The 17,515-nt window shown below is 71.4% G+C and carries 13 protein-coding genes; 10 read left to right on the top strand and 3 right to left on the bottom strand.

Annotation, left to right across the window (positions count from 1 at the left end; genetic code table 11):
* Positions 1-167: 167 nt before the first annotated feature.
* The 10 genes from dnaK (at position 168) to ACYQ1K_RS00980 (ending at position 12,939) form a co-directional block, all read left to right on the top strand.
* Entirely contained in the window at positions 168-2,030 is a 1,863-nt protein-coding gene (gene dnaK / locus ACYQ1K_RS00935; protein WP_459980529.1) for a molecular chaperone DnaK, read from the top strand.
* The gene (gene grpE / locus ACYQ1K_RS00940) at positions 2,027-2,662 is read left to right on the top strand and encodes a nucleotide exchange factor GrpE (RefSeq protein WP_459980530.1); all 636 of its coding nucleotides are present in this window, start codon (positions 2,027-2,029) and stop codon (positions 2,660-2,662) included. The genes dnaK and grpE overlap by 4 nt, the downstream gene beginning before the upstream one ends.
* A gap of 134 nt (positions 2,663-2,796) precedes the next feature.
* Positions 2,797-3,990 (top strand): molecular chaperone DnaJ, encoded by a 1,194-nt coding sequence (dnaJ, locus tag ACYQ1K_RS00945; RefSeq protein ID WP_459980531.1) that lies wholly within the window; start codon positions 2,797-2,799, stop codon positions 3,988-3,990.
* A 2-nt stretch (positions 3,991-3,992) separates the two neighbouring features.
* On the top strand, positions 3,993-4,424 hold the full coding sequence (locus tag ACYQ1K_RS00950; RefSeq protein ID WP_459980533.1) for a heat shock protein transcriptional repressor HspR: 432 nt from the start codon (positions 3,993-3,995) through the stop codon (positions 4,422-4,424).
* A 124-nt stretch (positions 4,425-4,548) separates the two neighbouring features.
* Positions 4,549-5,193, top strand: a complete 645-nt coding sequence (lepB, locus tag ACYQ1K_RS00955; protein ID WP_459980534.1) for a signal peptidase I — start codon at positions 4,549-4,551, stop codon at positions 5,191-5,193.
* Positions 5,194-5,306: 113 nt separating this feature from the next.
* The gene (locus ACYQ1K_RS00960; RefSeq protein ID WP_459980536.1) at positions 5,307-6,620 is read left to right on the top strand and encodes a DUF445 domain-containing protein; all 1,314 of its coding nucleotides are present in this window, start codon (positions 5,307-5,309) and stop codon (positions 6,618-6,620) included.
* A complete protein-coding gene (locus ACYQ1K_RS00965; protein ID WP_459980538.1) occupies positions 6,617-7,519 on the top strand; it encodes an Abi-alpha family protein in 903 nt (300 codons plus the stop codon). The genes ACYQ1K_RS00960 and ACYQ1K_RS00965 overlap by 4 nt, the downstream gene beginning before the upstream one ends.
* Before the next feature lie 117 nt (positions 7,520-7,636).
* Positions 7,637-10,261, top strand: coding sequence for an ATP-dependent chaperone ClpB (gene clpB / locus ACYQ1K_RS00970; protein ID WP_459980539.1), 2,625 nt, complete (start codon positions 7,637-7,639; stop codon positions 10,259-10,261).
* A gap of 105 nt (positions 10,262-10,366) precedes the next feature.
* Complete coding sequence (locus ACYQ1K_RS00975; protein WP_459980541.1) at positions 10,367-11,203, top strand: aldo/keto reductase; 837 nt, start codon at positions 10,367-10,369, stop codon at positions 11,201-11,203.
* A gap of 335 nt (positions 11,204-11,538) precedes the next feature.
* Entirely contained in the window at positions 11,539-12,939 is a 1,401-nt protein-coding gene (locus ACYQ1K_RS00980) for a hypothetical protein (RefSeq protein ID WP_459980543.1), read from the top strand.
* Here the strand turns inward: ACYQ1K_RS00980 and ACYQ1K_RS00985 are convergent.
* The 3 genes from ACYQ1K_RS00985 to ACYQ1K_RS00995 are packed head-to-tail and all read right to left on the bottom strand — an operon-like array spanning position 12,905 to position 17,514.
* A complete protein-coding gene (locus ACYQ1K_RS00985; protein ID WP_459980545.1) occupies positions 12,905-14,077 on the bottom strand; it encodes a pyridoxal phosphate-dependent aminotransferase in 1,173 nt (390 codons plus the stop codon). The genes ACYQ1K_RS00980 and ACYQ1K_RS00985 overlap by 35 nt on opposite strands.
* A gap of 30 nt (positions 14,078-14,107) precedes the next feature.
* Complete coding sequence (locus tag ACYQ1K_RS00990) at positions 14,108-15,319, bottom strand: VWA domain-containing protein (protein WP_459980547.1); 1,212 nt, start codon at positions 15,317-15,319, stop codon at positions 14,108-14,110.
* The gene (locus ACYQ1K_RS00995; protein WP_459980549.1) at positions 15,316-17,514 is read right to left on the bottom strand and encodes a DUF5682 family protein; all 2,199 of its coding nucleotides are present in this window, start codon (positions 17,512-17,514) and stop codon (positions 15,316-15,318) included. The genes ACYQ1K_RS00990 and ACYQ1K_RS00995 overlap by 4 nt, the downstream gene beginning before the upstream one ends.
* Position 17,515 lies beyond the last annotated feature (1 nt).

A 17,515-nucleotide genomic window follows, 5' to 3' on the forward strand; every position in this document is an offset into this window, starting at 1 on the left:
GGAATGATCGCCGAGAGACCTTCGTTGTGAGGTGTGAACGAACTTGAGTTGATCGGACTCAAGTATTTTGTCAGACTCGCAGCAGCGGCCATGATGGCCGGCGACAGCTGGCAGACATCGAGCACAGCGAAGCAAGCACAGCCGCATCAAACGACAGGAGCAACACCATGGCACGTGCGGTCGGTATCGACCTCGGCACGACGAACAGCGTCGTGTCCGTTCTTGAGGGTGGCGAGCCCACCGTCATCGCGAACGCTGAGGGCGCGCGGACCACGCCGTCCGTGGTCGCGTTCGCCAAGTCGGGTGAGGTGCTGGTCGGCGAGGTCGCCAAGCGCCAGGCCGTCACCAACGTCGACCGGACCATCAAGTCGGTCAAGCGCCACATGGGCACCGACTGGTCGGTCAAGATCGACGACAAGTCCTTCACCCCGCAGCAGATCAGCGCCTTCATCCTGCAGAAGCTCAAGCGCGACGCGGAGGCCTACCTCGGCGAGACGGTGACCGACGCGGTCATCACCGTGCCGGCGTACTTCTCCGACGCCCAGCGCCAGGCCACCAAGGAGGCCGGCGAGATCGCGGGCCTCAACGTCTCGCGCATCGTCAACGAGCCCACCGCGGCGGCGCTGGCCTACGGCCTGGACAAGGGCGACGACCAAACGATCCTCGTCTTCGACCTCGGCGGCGGCACCTTCGACGTGTCCCTGCTCGAGATCGGCGAGGGCGTCGTCGAGGTGAAGGCCACCAGCGGTGACAACCACCTCGGTGGCGACGACTGGGACAACCGGATCGTCGAGTGGATGGTCAAGAAGTTCAAGGACAACAACAACGTCGACCTCTCGGCCGACAAGATCGCCGCCCAGCGCCTCCAGGAGGCCGCGGAGAAGGCGAAGATCGAGCTGTCCTCCTCCAGCGAGACCACGATCCACCTGCCCTACATCACTCACGGCGAGTCCGGCCCGCTGCACTTCGAGGAGAAGCTCAGCCGCAGCGAGTTCCAGCGCATCACCGCCGACCTGCTCGAGCGCACCAAGGTGCCGTTCCAGAATGTCCTCAAGGACGGCGGCGTCGCGGTCAAGGACATCGACCACGTCGTCCTCGTCGGCGGCTCGACCCGCATGCCGGCCGTGACCGACCTGGTCAAGGAGCTGCTCGGCGGCAAGGAGCCCAACAAGGGCGTCAACCCGGACGAGGTCGTCGCCGTCGGCGCGGCTCTGCAGGCCGGCGTCCTCAAGGGCGAGGTCAAGGACGTGCTGCTCCTCGACGTCACCCCGCTCAGCCTGGGCATCGAGACCAAGGGCGGTGTCTTCACCACCCTCATCGAGCGCAACACCACCATCCCCACCAAGCGGTCGGAGATCTTCACCACCGCCGACGACAACCAGCCGTCGGTCGAGATCAAGGTCGCGCAGGGCGAGCGCTCGATCTGGGCGGAGAACCAGCCGCTCGGCAACTTCGAGCTCACCGGCCTCCCGCCGGCTCCACGTGGCGTGCCGAAGATCGAGGTCACCTTCGACATCGACGCCAACGGCATCGTCCACGTCTCCGCCAAGGACCAGGCGTCCGGCCGCGAGCAGTCGATGACGATCTCCGGCGGCTCGGCCCTGTCGAAGGACGACATCGACCGCATGGTCAAGGAGGCGGAGCAGTACGCCGAGGAGGACGCCAAGCGTCGCGAGGCCGTCGAGGTCCGCAACCAGGGCGACCAGCTCGTCTACACCACCGAGAAGTTCCTCGCCGACAACGGCGAGAAGATCCCGGAGGACGTCAAGACCGAGGTGACGGCGGACGTCGATGCCCTCAAGGCCGTGCTCGCCGAGGAGGGCGCCGACAAGGACGCCATCGCCGCCGCGATCACCAAGCTCGGGGAGTCCTCGCAGAAGATGGGCGCCGCGATGTACGCCGCTGCCGAGGCCGAGTCGGCCGCGGCCGGTGGGGCCACCGGGGCGACGGGCGAGGCTGACGACGACGTCGTCGACGCCGAGATCGTCGACGAGGGTCCTGACGGCCCCGGTGAGGACACGTCCAAGTGACCGAGCAGCGCGAGCCGCAGGCAGACGCGCAGCCGTCGACCGAGCCTGACACGGGCTCGGTCGACGGGGCCGAGGTGACCGAGTCGATCGACGAGGTCACGGAGGCGGCCGGCAACGTCGACGGCGCGGACCTGCGCGACGACCTCCAGGGCACGGTGGGCACCGACGGCCTGGAGGCCGAGGAGTCCGAGGAGGCCGACCCGCAGGCGCAGCTGCAGCAGCGGATCGACGAGCTGACCAGCGACCTGCAGCGGCTCCAGGCTGAGTACGTCAACTACAAGCGGCGCGTCGACCGCGACCGCGAGCTGGTCAGGGAGAACGCGACCTATGCCGCGCTCGCCCCGATCGTCGAGGTGCTCGACACCATCGACCGGGCCCGTGAGCACGCTCCGCTCGAAGGCGGCTTCAAGGCTGTCGCCGACCAGCTCGAGCGGGTCGTCGAGGGTCGCGGCCTGACGAAGTTCGGCGAGCCGGGCGACGTGTTCGACCCGACCCTGCACGAGGCGCTCTCGCACCTCGGCACCGACGCCGAGGTGACCGAGACGACCGTCAAGGTGGTCGCCAAGGCCGGCTATCGGATCGGCGAGCGCGTCGTGCGCGCCGCGCAGGTCCTGGTCGTCGACCCTGCTTGACATCGAACCCCGGGTTGTTGTCCGTCGAGCCTCGGGTTGCTGCCGGAGGCCGGCACGCAACCCGGGGGTCGGCAGGCAACAACCCGGGGCTCGACGGACAACAACCCGGGGTTCGATGAAGGAAAGGAGGAGGGATGGCTGACGAGACGAACGGCTTCCGGGCCGACTGGGTCAACAAGGACTTCTATGCCGAGCTCGGCGTGAAGAAGGACGCCACGGCCGACGAGATCAAGAAGGCCTACCGCAAGCTCGCCCGGGCGAACCACCCCGACTCCAACCCCGGCGACACGGCCAAGCACGAGAAGTTCAAGAAGGTCGCCGAGGCCTACGACGTCGTCGGCGACGTCGAGAAGCGCAAGAAGTACGACGAGATGCGCTCGCTCTACGCGGGCGGCGCGAACCCGTTCGGCTTCGGCGGCGGGCCGTCGTCCGGCGGGGGCCGCGGCTACAACTTCGAGGACCTGTTCGGCAACGCCGGTGGCGGCACGGCCGGCGGTGCCGGTGGCTTCGGCGACATGTTCGGCGATCTCTTCGGAAGGACGCAGCGACGTCAGTCGCGCCCGCGTGCCACCAAGGGCGCCGACATCGAGACGACGGCGACGATCGGCTTCGTCGAGTCGCTCGAGGGCGTGACGATCCAGCTGCGGCTGACCTCGGACGCACCCTGCCCCGACTGCAACGGGACCGGCGGCAAGCCGGGCACCCGGCCGCACGTGTGCCCCGACTGCGAGGGCGCCGGCTTCATCGTCAACGATCTGGGCGGCTTCTCGGTCAACGAGACCTGCCCCCGCTGCGGTGGACGGCAGCTGATCTACGACGAGCCGTGCCCCACCTGCCACGGGTCGGGGCGCGGACTGTCCGGGCGCACCATCTCGGCCCGCATCCCCGCCGGCGTCAAGGACGGGCAGCGGATCCGGCTGCGCGGCAAGGGTGCCGCCGGTGAGGCGGGCGGCCCCAACGGCGACCTGTACGTCACCGTCAAGGTCAACCCGCACCGGGTCTTCGGGCGCAAGGGCGACAACCTCACCGTCGACGTGCCGATCAGCTTCGACGAGGCCGCGCTGGGCGCGGAGATCAAGGTGCCGACCCTCGGCGGCGCGCCGGTGACGCTCAAGGTCCCGGCCGGCACGCCGAGCGGGCGCACCTTCCGCGTGCGCGGCAAGGGTGCCCAGAAGAGCGACGGCACCAAGGGCGACCTCCTCGCCACCGTCGAGGTGCAGGTCCCGGCCGTGCTCGACGCCGAGGCTCGGGCCGCCGTCGAGGCCTACCGCGCGGCGACGTCGAGCAAGCCGCTGCGGGCCAACCTCTTCGACCAGGCCGGGGCCTAGCGGTGACCCCCGATCCGAAGGCGGCGGTCTACGTCATCTCGGTGGCGGCCGAGCTGACGGGGCTCCACCCCCAGACGCTGCGGACCTACGAGCGGATGGGCCTCATCACGCCGGGCCGCACCGGCGGTGGTGGGCGCCGCTACTCCCACCACGACATCGAGCTGCTCCGCCAGATCGCGCAGCTCACGTCGTCGGGCATCGGCATCGAGGGCGTGCGACGCATCCTCGATCTCGAGAACCGCGTCCGGGCCCTGGCCGCCCGCAACGAGGAGCTCGTCGCGGAGCTCGAGGCGACGCGTGGAGCGCTGCGGGACGCACTCGCAGGGCGCCGTACGCCGGCTGAGAGCCCGCACATGAAGCCGACCAACAAGCTGCCGGTGCTGCGCCGGCCCGACCCGGACACTGCGGTCGTCGTCTGGCGCCGCGGTCGCTGATCCTGGGTAGTTCTCCCGCAGTCCGTCCTCGGGCGCGCGCGTCCGGCCTAGCCTGGCTACGCGGTCAGCCCCCGTCAGCGCTGGATGACCGGCTTCGTCGACGCGAGCGACGGTGGTGGTGCTGGTGGGAGGGACCGACCTCCTCGAAGGCCGCCCCGCTCGGCTGGGCGGCGCCGGCCTGACCGGCCTCACGCTGCTCCTGCTCGCCATGGCCCTCGCGGTCGTCGTGCTCCTCTTCGCCGTCCGTGTGACGGGCACCAGCATGGAGCCGACCCTGCGCCAGGGCGACCGCCTCGAGGTCGACCTCGCCAACCGTCGCAACGTCGCTCGGTTCGACCTCGTCGAGGCCGTCCAGCCCGGAGCGCGGGAGTCGGGCGGCGGCACGCACATCGTCAAGCGGGTCATCGGCCTGCCGGGTGACCAGATCGCGGTCGAGGGCGGGGCCGACGCGCCTCGCGTCTACGTCCGGCCTGCGGGCTCGACGACCGTGCTGGCGGTGGACAACCCGCCGTGGCGCGACCAGGCCACGGGCGGCGCCCAGCCGTGCTGCACGAGCGACGGCCGAGCCACGGGCAGCCCCACGTGGGTGACGGTGCCGGACGGCTCCTACTGGCTCATCGGGGACAACTGGAGCGGCTCGACCGACTCGCGGGTGTTCGGCTTCGTGCGCCAGGACCAGATCCGTGCCCGACTGGTCCTCCGGATCCTGCCGCCCGGACGGTTCGGGCGGCTCACGACGCTCGCCCGGCTGGTCCCGGTCGACGAGTGAGCACGCCTGCCGCTGCCTGTGACACGTGTCGCACGAGCGCCGCCCGCAACCGCGGTGCCGCTAGTGTCGGCCGGGCCCGGGAGGGCGGACGGACGAAGGGTGTGTGACGCCTGGTGGACGGGCTCTGGGGCTGGCTCGGGGAGTGGGCGTCCGACGTCCGCTGGGTCGAGTTCGCCACCATCCCGCTCTTCACCGGCACCGTCGGCTGGCTGATCAACTGGACCGGCCTGTGGATGCTCTTCAACCCGATCCGGTTCCGGGGCGTCGAGGTCCGCGGCATGCGGGAGTTCGCCAGCCTGCTGCCCCGGAAGATCCAGGAGATCCCCGGCATCCTCCAAGGAGGCGTCGGCTGGCAGGGCATCATCCCGGCGCGCGCCGCGAAGATGGGGTCCATCGCCGTCGACAAGGCGATCGCGAAGCTCGGCACACCGCGCGACTTCTACCGACAGCTGGAGCCGGAGCGGATCGCCGAGCACATCGTGGAGACGTTCCGGCCAGAGGTGCCCGAGCTCGTCGACCAGGTGATGCGGACCGAGCATCCACGGCTGTGGCGCGACCTGCCGCAGCCGGTGCGGGACGGGATCGTGGCTCGGGTCCAGGCGCAGCTGCCCACCATCGTCGGACGCATCACCGACGAGATCGGCATCCACATCGACCAGCTGCTCGACCCCAAGCTCATGGTCATCGAGCACTTCCGTGCCAATCCCGAGCTCGTCGTCCGGATCTTCCGCGACTTCGGTCAGCGCGAGCTCAACCTGATGGTGGCGTTCGGCTTCATCTTCGGCTTCCTCCTCGGCATTCCGGTCGCGGTCGTGAGCACCTTCTCCGACGCATGGTGGGTGCTCCCGCTGCTGGGCGTCGTCGTCGGCTGGACCACCAATGCGCTCGGCATGTGGCTGATCTTCGAGCCCCCCGAGGCCCACCGCGTCCTCGGCGTCAAGGTCCAGGGCCTCTTCCCGCGGCGGCAGGACGAGGCGGCGCAGGTCTACGCGCGGATCATCGCCACCGACGTCATCACGCTCGAGCGCATCGGCGACCACCTGCTCGACGGACCGTCCGGCGACCGCACGCGCGCCATGCTGGCCGCCGCCCTGCGTCCGGCGATCGACCGAGCTGCCGGGCCCGCACGCGGCGCGGTGCGGGTCGTCATCGGACCGCAGCGCTTCGACACGATCCGGGAGTCGGTCGCACGCGAGGCCGTCGGGCGGACGATGACCCCGTTCCAGGACGCCGCCTTCAGTCGCCAGCAGGCGGGGCGGATCCAGTCACTGGTCGCGTTGCGGACGAAGGAGCTGCCGGCCCGCGACTTCGTCGAGATGATGCGGGCGGCGATCAAGGAGGATGAGTGGATGCTCTACGCCCATGGCGCCATCATGGGCTTCGCTGGTGGCTTCCTCCACCACTTCCTCTTCAGGATGGTCGCATGATGAGCACACCCTCTCCCGACGGCAGTCCGGCTCCGCATCATCGCGGCCGGGTGGGTCCGGTCGTGGCCGCGCTGCCAGGGCTGACGAGGGTGGTCGGTGCGGCGTCCCTCAACGCCGCCGAGTGGGGCGTGCGCACGTCCGTGGAGACCGGCCGGCGTGTCGTCCGGGCGACGCGCGACCAGGCCGAGGCGGCCGAGCTCGTCCACGAGGCGCAGGCCGCCCTGGCCGTGGTCGCCGAGCTGGCGCGGTCGGTGGCCTCCGGCGTCCCGGTCGGACGAGCGCTCATGGAGGCCGGCGAGCTGCTCGGCGAGGCGTTCGGGCACCCGGAGCTGCCGCCGCCGCCCGCTCCGCTCAGCCTTCGCGAGCGCGGTGCGGACCTGCTCGAGCGGTCGCGCGACGTCTGGTCGAACGAGCAGGGGCACCCGGCGTACGCCCGGATCCTCGACGAGCTGGCCCCCGACGAGGGCCGGATCCTGTTGCTCCTCCTCCAAGGGGGGCCGCAGCCGTCGGTGGACGTCCGCACGGGTGGCCCGGCCGGCATGGTCAACAGCCAGCTCATCGCGCCGGGACTGTCGATGATCGGCATGCGCTCAGGCGTGCGGTACGCCGAGCAGGTGCCGTCCTACCTCAACAACCTCTTCCGGCTCGGCCTGATCTGGTTCTCCAAGGAGCCGTTGCGCGACCCGCAGGAGTATCAGGTGCTCGAGGCGCAGCCCGACGTGCTGGCCGCGGTGCACACCGTCAAGTTCGCGAAGGTCGTGCGTCGGTCGATCCACCTCACACCCTTCGGCGAGGGGTTCTGCCGCACCTGCCTGGTCTCTGAGGAGGTCGCTGCCACCGAGGACTTCCCGGAGCACGCCGACCCCGGCGACGAGGCGGCGGTGCCGCCGACGGTCTGACCGGCGGTCAGAAATCAATAAAGTTGAGCGGAATGGACTCAAGTTCTGGTGCGTTGGACCCTATGAGCAGCACACTTCGGTGCTGACGAGCCGTCACACACAGGAGCGACCAGGACGATGAGCCAGTTCGGCGTCGAGAAGTTCACCAACCGCAGCCGCGAGGCGATCGAGGCTGCCCAGCTCTCCGCCACGACGGCGGGGAACACCTCCACCGAGCCCATCCACCTCCTCGTCGCGCTGCTGCTGCAGCAAGACGGCACGGCGGCGAACCTCGTCGCGAAGTCCGGCGCGGACGCGGCCGCCCTCGTGCGCGCCGCGAGCGCCGAGCGCGACCGCCTGCCCCGCGCCAGCGGGAGCACGGTCCAGCAGCCGGGTGCCTCCGCTGCCCTCACCCGTGTGCTCGCGACGGCGCTGGACCTGGCGCCGTCGATGAAGGACGACTACGTCGCGACCGAGCATCTGCTCATCGCGCTGGCGACGGTCGAGTCGAGCGCCAAGAAGGTCCTCACCGACGCCGGGCTCTCCGCCGACGGCCTGCGGGAGTCCCTCACCGCGGTCCGCGGCAACCGGCACGTGACGAGCCAGGACGCCGAGTCGACCTACGAGGCACTCGAGAAGTACTCCGTCGACCTGACCCGCTCGGCCGAGGAGGGCCGGCTCGACCCTGTCATCGGCCGCGACGCCGAGATCCGGCGCGTCATCCAGGTGCTGAGCCGGCGCACCAAGAACAACCCGGTCCTCATCGGCGAGCCGGGCGTCGGCAAGACCGCCGTCGTCGAGGGCCTCGCCCAGCGCGTGGTCGCCGGAGACGTGCCCGACTCGCTCAAGGGCCGGCGCGTGCTGAGTCTCGACCTCGCGGCGATGGTCGCGGGCGCGAAGTACCGTGGCGAGTTCGAGGAGCGGCTCAAGGCCGTCCTCGACGAGATCAAGCAGGCCGAGGGCCAGGTCATCACGTTCATCGACGAGCTGCACACCGTCGTCGGCACGGGCGCCGGCGGCGACAGCCAGATGGACGCCGGCAACATGCTCAAGCCGATGCTGGCCCGGGGTGAGCTGCACATGATCGGCGCCACGACGCTCGACGAGTATCGCGAGTCCATCGAGAAGGACCCCGCGCTCGAGCGTCGCTTCCAGCAGGTCTTCGTGGGCGAGCCGAGCGTCGAGGACACCATCCAGATCCTGCGTGGCATCCAGGAGAAGTACGAGGCCCACCACGGCGTCCGCATCACCGACGCCGCCCTCGTCGCGGCCGCGACGCTGTCCGACCGCTACATCACCGGGCGGCAGCTGCCCGACAAGGCGATCGACCTCATCGACGAGGCGGCCTCCCGGCTGCGGATGGAGATCGAGAGCAGCCCCGAGGAGATCGACCAGCTCCGTCGCCAGGTCGACCGCCTCAAGATGGAGGAGTTCGCGCTCGAGAAGGAGACCGACGAGGCCTCCGTCGAGCGGCTGGCGGTGCTGCGCAAGGACCTCGCCGACAAGGAGGAGGACCTGCGTGCGCTGGAGGCCCGCTGGGAGCGCGAGAAGGCGTCCCTCGAGGGCGAGGGCGAGCTGCGTCGGCAGGTCGACGCGCTGCGCATCGAGCTCGACCGGCTGACCCGCGAGTCGCTCCTCGCACCCGAGGGTCCGGAGCGCTACAAGCTCCTGGAGCAGCGCTACCAGACCGAGACTCGGATCAAGGAGCTCGAGAAGCGCATCGAGGAGGCCGCCAGCGCGCCGGAGCAGAGCCTGGGCGGCGAGGACAAGCTCGTCGGCGAGGAGGTCGGCGCCGAGCAGGTCGCCGAGGTCGTCGAGGCCTGGACCGGCATCCCGACGGGCCGCATGCTCGAGGGTGAGACGGCGAAGCTGCTGCGGATGGAGGAGGTCATCGGCGAGCGGCTCATCGGGCAGAAGGCCGCGGTGCAGGCGGTCTCCGACGCCGTACGCCGCTCGCGGGCCGGCATCTCCGACCCCAACCGTCCGACCGGGTCCTTCCTGTTCCTCGGCCCGACCGGCACCGGCAAGACCGAGCTGGCGAAGTCGCTCGCGGACTTCCTCTTCGACGACGAGCGCGCGATCGTGCGCATCGACATGTCGGAGTACTCCGAGAAGCACTCCGTCGCGCGGCTGGTCGGTGCGCCTCCGGGCTACGTCGGCTACGACGAGGGCGGTCAGCTGACCGAGGCGGTCCGCCGTCGCCCCTACTCGGTGGTGCTCCTCGACGAGGTCGAGAAGGCTCACCCGGAGGTCTTCGACATCCTGCTCCAGGTGCTCGACGACGGCCGGCTCACCGACGGTCAGGGCCGCACGGTCGACTTCCGCAACACCCTGCTGATCCTCACGTCCAACCTCGGGTCGCAGTTCCTCGTCGACCCGCTCCTGGACGAGCACGCCAAGCGCGAGAACGTGATGGCGATGGTGCGGGCCTCCTTCAAGCCGGAGTTCCTCAACCGGCTCGACGAGGTCGTCATGTTCGACGCCCTCACCAAGGAGGAGCTGACCCGGATCGTCGACATCCAGCTCGCCGCGCTCGAGAAGCGCCTCGCGGTGCGCCGGATCACGGTCGCGGTGACCGACGCCGCGAGGGAGTGGCTGGCCGACACCGGCTACGACCCGGCGTACGGCGCCCGGCCCCTGCGTCGGCTCATCCAGACGTCGATTGGCGACCAGCTGGCCAAGATGCTCATCAGCGGCCAGGTCTCCGACGGCGGTGCGGTCACCGTCGACCGGGCCGAGGGCGGTCTGACGCTGACCGCGTGACGCAGCCTGGCAGGCAGCTCTGTGCCGCGGATCCGAGTCATCCAGCGACTCGGATCCGCGGCACTGACGCGCCAGGCCGCGACACCGGCCACTAACGTGAAACGCATGAGCGTCCCGACGTACACCCTCAATGACGGATCGACTCTCCCCGCGGTCGGCTTCGGCACCTACCCGATGCGCGGCGAGGAGGGCGTCGCCGCCATCGTGAGCGCGCTCGAGGGCGGCTACCGCCTGCTCGACACGGCGGTGAACTACGAGAACGAGACCGAGGTCGGCGAGGCGCTGCGACGCTCGGGGCTGCCGCGTGACGAGGTGCAGGTGACCAGCAAGATCCCGGGTCGGCACCACGCCTACGAGCTCGCGATCTCCTCGACGAAGGAGTCGCTGGAGCGGCTGGGGCTGGACTACCTCGACCTGCACCTCATCCACTGGCCCAACCCGAGCCAGGGGCTGTTCGTTGAGGCCTGGCGGGCGCTGGTCGACCTGCGCGAGCAGGGCCTGGTGCGCTCGATCGGCGTCTCGAACTTCACGCCGGCCCACCTGCGGCGGATCATCGACGAGACGGGCGTGACGCCGGCCGTGAACCAGATCGAGATGCATCCGCTCTTCCCCCAAGTCCAGATGAGGGCGGTCCACGAGGAGCTCGGGATCCGCACGGAGGCATGGAGCCCCATGGGCAAGCGTCAGGCGCAGTACGACGCCCCGCCCGTGCGCGCCGCCGCGTCCCGGCTGGGGGTCACGCCCGGTCAGGTGATCCTGCGCTGGCACGTCGAGCTCGGCTCCGTGCCGATCCCGAAGTCGGCCACGCCGTCGCGCCAGGCTGAGAACCTCGACGTGTTCTCCTTCGAGCTCACCGCCGAGGAGGTCGAGGCGATCACGGCGCTCGGGCGCGCCGACGGTCGGCTGTTCGGCGGGGACCCTGAGACGCACGAGGAGATGTAGTCGGTCCGCGCACCGCCGCACTGACTCGGTGAGCGGACTCCGATGCCCGGGGCGCTGGCGCTCGCTGTGCGGCCGGGGCTCCATCGCGGCCGACGGGCCGAGTGCCGGCGCGAACCGGAGCGCCTGGGGGCGGCCGGAGCCACCTGTGAGCCGACAGGCCGAGCGCGGGCGCGAACGCCGCGCCCCGGGGCATCTCCTGTCCGTCGCCGTCGTGAGCCCACGGCCGGACCGGACGACTGAAGAGGCGCTGCCACTTCGTGAAGTCGTTCACGAAGTGGCAGCGCCTCTTCAGTGCGCCTGCGGCCCCCTTCACATCGTGAGCGAGAATGTCCCGCATGGCATCTGCGCTCCCACGGCCGCGGCAGGTCACGATCGCCGGTTGGATGATCGTGGCCGGCTCGGTCGCGGTCGTGGCGACCGTCTTCCAGCAGATCGCCGCGCTCCACAGCATCGACACGCGCGACGCGATGGGGCGCGTCCTCGACCAGGCCCCCTTCGACGCCAGCGGGATCAGCGTGGACGACCTCCTCGGGGTCATCAAGGTGCTCTCCATGATCGCAGCGGCCTGCGCGACCGCGACCGCCATCCTGGGCTGGCAGGCGCTCCAGCGCTCGAAGTCCGCCCGCATCGCACTCAGCGTCCTGGCCGTGCCGCTCTTCCTCACGGGCGTGGGCACCGGTGGAGTGCTGTCGACCGTCGTCGCCGTCGCCATCGGGCTCCTCTGGCTGCAGCCGGCGCGCGACTGGTTCGACGGCCGCTGGCAGCCCCAGCCCGACGCGCCTCGCACCCCGGCGGACGGTGGCCGGACCTCCCTGGAGCAGGGGCGTCCGGGCACGCCCGAGCCACGGTCCTCGCATCCGCAGGACGCCGGGACGCCGGAGCCGCCGCCGTACGCCGGCTGGCCCCCGCCGCGAAGCTCGCCTCAGGAGTCGCCTCAGAGCTCGCGCGAGGACCAGGACTCGCCTCAGAACTGGCCCGTGAGCTCGCCCGAGGACCAGGACCCGCCTCAGAACTGGCCGCAGAGCTCGCCCGAGGAGTCGCCGCAGGAGTCGCCGCAGAACTCGCCCCAGGGTGCGTCGCCCGAGGGCGCCTGGCCGCCACAGGGCTCACGGGAGGACGGCAGCTGGCCGCCCCCGCCGCCGATGTCGCCGCCTCACCCGGGCTGGGCTCCGCCCCAACAGGCCTGGCCGGCGCAGAGCTGGCCAGGAGCGTCCCCCGGGCCGACCGCGTTCGCTCAGGCGCCCTCCGCGCAGACGATCTGGCCGGTTGCACCGCCGGCGATCCGACGTCCGCGGGCCGTGATCGCCTCGGCGGTGCTCACCTGGGTCTGCTCGGTCCTGCTCGGCGGCCTGGTCGTCGGCGCCGCATCGTGGTTGATCGCCTCACCTGACGCGCTGCTGGCGGAGCTGACCCGGCAGAACCCCGAGCTCGCCCGCGACGGGACGCTGACCGTCGGCCTGGTCCGCACGATGCTCGTCCTCATGGCGGGTGCGCTCGGACTGTGGGTGCTCGGGGTGTGCGTGGTCGCCTACTTCGTGCTCCGTGGTGCGTCCTGGGCGCGGTGGGTGCTCCTGGTCTCGAGCGGTGTGGCCGGTCTCGGGCTGGTGGTCTGCACCCTCGCGAACCCGGTGATGGCGGTGCCGCTTGCCGGTGCGATCGCCGTGTTCGCCCTGCTCCTGCGCAAGGACGTCGTTGCGTGGTTCAGCGCTCAAGCCGCGCAGCGACGAGCCGGCTGACGGCCTCGCTGAGCACCTCCGGACGCTTGCAGAAGGTCCAGCGCACCAGCTGTCGACCGGCGTCCGGGTGGTCGGCGTAGAACCCCTGGACCGGGATGCCTACCACGCCCGCACGCTCGGGCAGGGCGAGGCAGAACGACGTCGCGTCCTCCCACCCGAGGTCGGAGATGTCGCTGATGGCGAAGTACGTCCCCGCGGGTGTGCGGGTCGACAGACCGGCTTCGGTGAGGCCGGTCAGGAACAGGTCGCGTCGCTCGCGCAGCGACTCGGCCAGCTGCCTCGGGTAGTCGCTCGCCGAGGTGAGCGCGAAGGCGGCAGCCGGCTGCAGGGGAGCCCCGGAGGTGAAGGTCAGCCACTGCTTCGCTGAGAGGAGCGCGCCGACGAGGTGCGCCGGACCCGTCGCCCAGCCCACCTTCCAGCCCGTGAAGGAGTAGGACTTGCCGATCGAGGAGATCGTCAAGGTCCGCGCCGCCATGCCGGGCAGCGTGGCGATGGGGACGTGCAGCCCACCTCCGCGGTCGTCGGGGTAGGTCAGGTGCTCGTAGACCTCGTCGGTGATGACGGTCAGGTCGTGCTCCAGCGCCAGCTCGGCGATGGCGCCGAGGTCCTCGCGCGAGAGCACCGTCCCCGTCGGGTTGTGAGGCGAGTTGAGCAGCACGAAGCGCGTCCGCTCCGTCACGGCCGCGCGCAGCTCGTCGACGTCGAGGCGGAAGTCGGGCGCGCGGAGGGTCACGGGGCGGCGTACGGCGCCGGCCATCTGCAGCATCGCGACATAGGAGTCGTAGTAGGGCTCGAGCACGACCACCTCGTCGCCCGGCTCCACGAGCCCGAGGACCGCCGCCGCGATCGCCTCGGTCGCACCGGTCGTGACGACCACCTCGGTGTCCGGGTCCCAGGTCAGGCCGTAGTGCCGCTGCTGGTGCTCCGCGATGGCCTGGCGCAGCGTGGGCACGCCGGGCCCGGGCGCGTACTGGTTCGCTCCGCCCTCGAGCGCGGCGACCGCCTGGGCGATGACCTCCGGCGGCCCGTCGGTGTCCGGGAAGCCCTGGCCCAGGTTGACCGAGCCCGTCTTCACCGCCAGGGCCGACATCGTCGTGAAGATGGTGGGTGGGATGCCCTGCAGGCGCGACGCGGTCACGATGGCCAATCTAGGCCGCTGGCGCGGGCGTCACTCACGCTCGTCGGTTCCCGTCACCAGGATGTCGCGGCCGGCTGCCCAGCCGGCGAGGTCCTCGCGCTGGATCGCGGCCGCCATCAGGTCGCCGAAGAGGTCCGGCGTGCAGGCGAACGCGGGAACGCCGAGAGCGGTGAGCGCCGCGGCGTTGTCCTTGTCGTAGGCGGGCGCGCCGGAGTCACTGAGCGCCAGAAGCGCCACCATCACGGCCCCGGAGTCGACGATCGCGTGCGCGCGTCGGAGCATCTCCTCGGCGACGCCGCCCTCGAAGAGGTCGCTGATGAGCACGAACACCGTCTCGCCCGGCTGCTCGATCAGGTTCTGGCAGTAGGCGATCGCCTGGTTGATGTCCGTGCCGCCGCCGAGCTGGACGCCGAAGAGCACGTCGACCGGGTCATCCAGGTCCTCGCTGAGGTCGACCACCGAGGTGTCGAACGCGACCAGGTGCGTCGAGACCGACCGCAGGGAGGCCAACACGGCGCCGAAGACGGACGCGTAGACGACGGACTCGGCCATCGAGCCGGACTGGTCGATGCAGAGGATGATCCGCCGTTGGGTCTGCCGGGTCCGGCGCGCGAAGCCGACGAGCCGCTCCGGGACGACGGTCCGCTGCTCGGGCAGGTAGTGGCGCAGGTTGGCACCGATCGTGCGCCGCCAGTCGATGTCGCGCGGCTTCGGCCGCCCGGTCCTGGAGGCACGGTCGAGGGCGCCGGTCACCGCCTGCACGGTGGCGTCGTGCAGCCGCTCCTCCAGCTCGTCGGTCACCACACGGACCACGGCACGCGCCGTCTCGCGACTGTGCTCGGGGATCACGCGGTTGAGGCCGACGAGCGTCGTGACCAGGTCGAGGTCGGGTTGGACGGCGCCCATGGTCTCGGGCTCGAGCAGGAGCTGGCGCAAGCCGAGCCGGTCCATCGCGTCGGCCTGCATCACCGACACGACGCTGGTCGGGAAGTAGGTTCGGATGTCGCCCAGCCAACGGGCCACCTTCGGTGAGGAGGAGCCGAGTCCGTCGCGGCGCTCGCCGTCGTAGAGCGCCGCGAGTGCGTCGTCGCGCGTCTGGTCCGCCTGGCTCAACGACGTGCCTGACGTGCCGGGCGCCTCGGCCGGCTCGCCGAGCACGAGCCGCCAGCGGGTCGGCCGATCGCGGGTGCGGTCGGCCGGGTCCGTGCTGCCGGTCAGGTCAGGGTCCAGGTCGGGACTCACGTCCTCACCTCCAGTCCGAGGAGACGGGCCACGGCGTGGACGGCCGGCAGCGCACGCTCCAGGTCGAGCGCGTTCAGCGTCGCCTCGGCTCCTGCGGCGGCGCCGGCGCCGTCGAGGCGGCGGACCCGCTTGCCGATCTGGCGCCGCTCGGCGGGCTGGAACCGCGAGAAGGTCCGGCGCACCAGCGGCAGCAGATCCTCGAACGTCGTCTCGTCGACCCCGCCGAGCCAGGTGTCCACGAGGCCGAGCAGCAGGGGGTCGTGGAGGAGGAGCAGGGCCTCTCCCTCCAAGAAACCGTCGAGCCACGCGGCACCCGCGGCGGGCGCGGCGCCGAGCGAGAGGTGGCGGGAGAGGCGGCGACCGGCCTCCTCGGAGGTGAGGGTGCCGGCGTCGAGCAGGATCCGGTTCGCCCGACCGGCGACCAGGCCGTGGATGCGGTCGTCAGCGGCGACGGCTGCGACCGCCTCGATCCAGCGGTCGGACTCCGCATCGACCAGCGTCACGCCGCGGTGTGCACCATCGAGAGCCGTGCGCATGCCGGCGGCCGCGTCGTCGTCGAGCGCGGCGCAGGCGGCACGGAGCTCGACGGCGGCCCGGACCACGATGACCTCGAGCACCTCCCGCACGCGTGAGGTGTCCGCGCGACGTACGTCGCCGTAGCGCTGCGTCCGCGCCAGCGGCTCGACCGCCTCGAGCAGGGCCTGCGTGTCGTGCTGGTGCGCCGTCTGTGCCGCCAGTGCGTCGACGCCAGCGGTGAGGGCCTGCGGCAGGTCGGCCACCAGAGCCTGCTCGATCAGGGCGCCCAGCGCGGCGAGCGTCGTCGTCTCCGCGGCCCGCTCGGTCAGAAGCGTCTCGGCTGCCGCGACGACCGTGGTGCCGTGCAGGCCCGCCTCGATGAGCCGCACGGCGAACTCGGGGCGCCATTCGAGCTCCCAGGCCTCCTTGAACGTGCCCGTCGTCCGCCCGGCGTCCGTGGGGACGCCCCAGTCGATCCCCAGCAGGTCGAGCCGGTGCAGCAGCAGGGAGCGCTCGCGATGGGACTCCTTGCGCAGGTCGAGCACGAGCGTCTCTACCGTGGGGGAGGGCTTGAGCCGCAGCGAGCGCTGGAGGCGGGCGAGGTCCTGGGCGAGCGGCACCAGCGGGACCGAGTCGGGGACCCGGCCCAGCTCCTCCCCGATCACGAGCGTGCGGTCGATGAGCTCGAGCGGCACCGCCGACCCCTCGCACAGCACGGTCTGTGCGGCGTCGGTCACCTCACGCAGCCCCACCGACGGGCGGCCGCGCACCGCCGCCAGGGCATCGGCGAGGCGCACCGCCTCGACGACGGTGGCCGGCGCTGCCCCGAGTCCCTCCGCGCGCAGCCGGCGGGCCACCCGGGTCAGCCAGCCGGGCACGACGTCGGCGGGGTCCTGGGTTGCGAAGAGGTGCTGATACCAGCCGGGGGACCGGACGCCGGCGCCGTACCCGCTCGTGAGCGCCAGGCGGCCGGCCGTCCAGGGTGCCCAGGTGACCGCGACCTTCGTCCTCGGCAGCTTGGTCAGCCGGGCGTTGTCGGTCGCCACACTCGGCCAGGACGCCGGGTCCAGAGCCGGGGCGTGGAACGCGCCGCACACGACGGCGACCCGCTCGAACCCCTCCTTGCGCGCCGCCCGGAGCACGCGGCGCATCGCCGCCTCGCGGCGCAGGTCGTCCTCGCCGTCGTCGTCCCCGGAGCGTACGGCGGCCATCGCCTCCCTCAGCAGCCCGAACTGGGCCAGCGAGCTGGTCGCTCGGTGCTCGACGGCGTCCTCCCACCAGCGCTCGGGGTCGTCGTATCCCGCGGTCGAGGCCAGCGTTGCGATCGGGTCGACAGGACCGGGTGTGTAGTCCTGCTCGGCAGCCAGCGCGTGGACGGCCGGCAGGTCGGCGAACCTCACCGGCACACCCGCATCCGCCGCCCACCGCAGGGCGACCCATTCCGGGGAGAAGCTCGCGAGCGGGTAGAAGGAGGAGCGCCGGGGGTCGTCGATTGCGTAGACGAGCCCGGCGACCGGAGGCACGAGTGCGGGGTCGGCCACCCACGGCAGGAGGGCGTCGAGCTCGGGCGGCCCTTCGATGACGACGAGGTCGGGGGTGAGCTCCTCGAGCGCGCCGAGCACGGACCGGGCCGAGCCCGGTCCGTGGTGACGGACGCCGAGGATCTCCACCGATGACATC

This window comes from Nocardioides sp. AN3 (genome assembly GCF_054653495.1).

Coding starts and splice junctions, on each gene's coding strand:
- ACYQ1K_RS00980 (WP_459980543.1), top strand. CDS start 11,539: ATGGCATCTGCGCTCCCACGGCCGCGGCAGGTCACGATCGCCGGTTGG.
- ACYQ1K_RS00965 (WP_459980538.1), top strand. CDS start 6,617: ATGATGAGCACACCCTCTCCCGACGGCAGTCCGGCTCCGCATCATCGC.
- ACYQ1K_RS00975 (WP_459980541.1), top strand. CDS start 10,367: ATGAGCGTCCCGACGTACACCCTCAATGACGGATCGACTCTCCCCGCG.
- dnaK (WP_459980529.1), top strand. CDS start 168: ATGGCACGTGCGGTCGGTATCGACCTCGGCACGACGAACAGCGTCGTG.
- clpB (WP_459980539.1), top strand. CDS start 7,637: ATGAGCCAGTTCGGCGTCGAGAAGTTCACCAACCGCAGCCGCGAGGCG.
- dnaJ (WP_459980531.1), top strand. CDS start 2,797: ATGGCTGACGAGACGAACGGCTTCCGGGCCGACTGGGTCAACAAGGAC.
- ACYQ1K_RS00995 (WP_459980549.1), bottom strand. CDS start 17,514: ATGTCATCGGTGGAGATCCTCGGCGTCCGTCACCACGGACCGGGCTCG.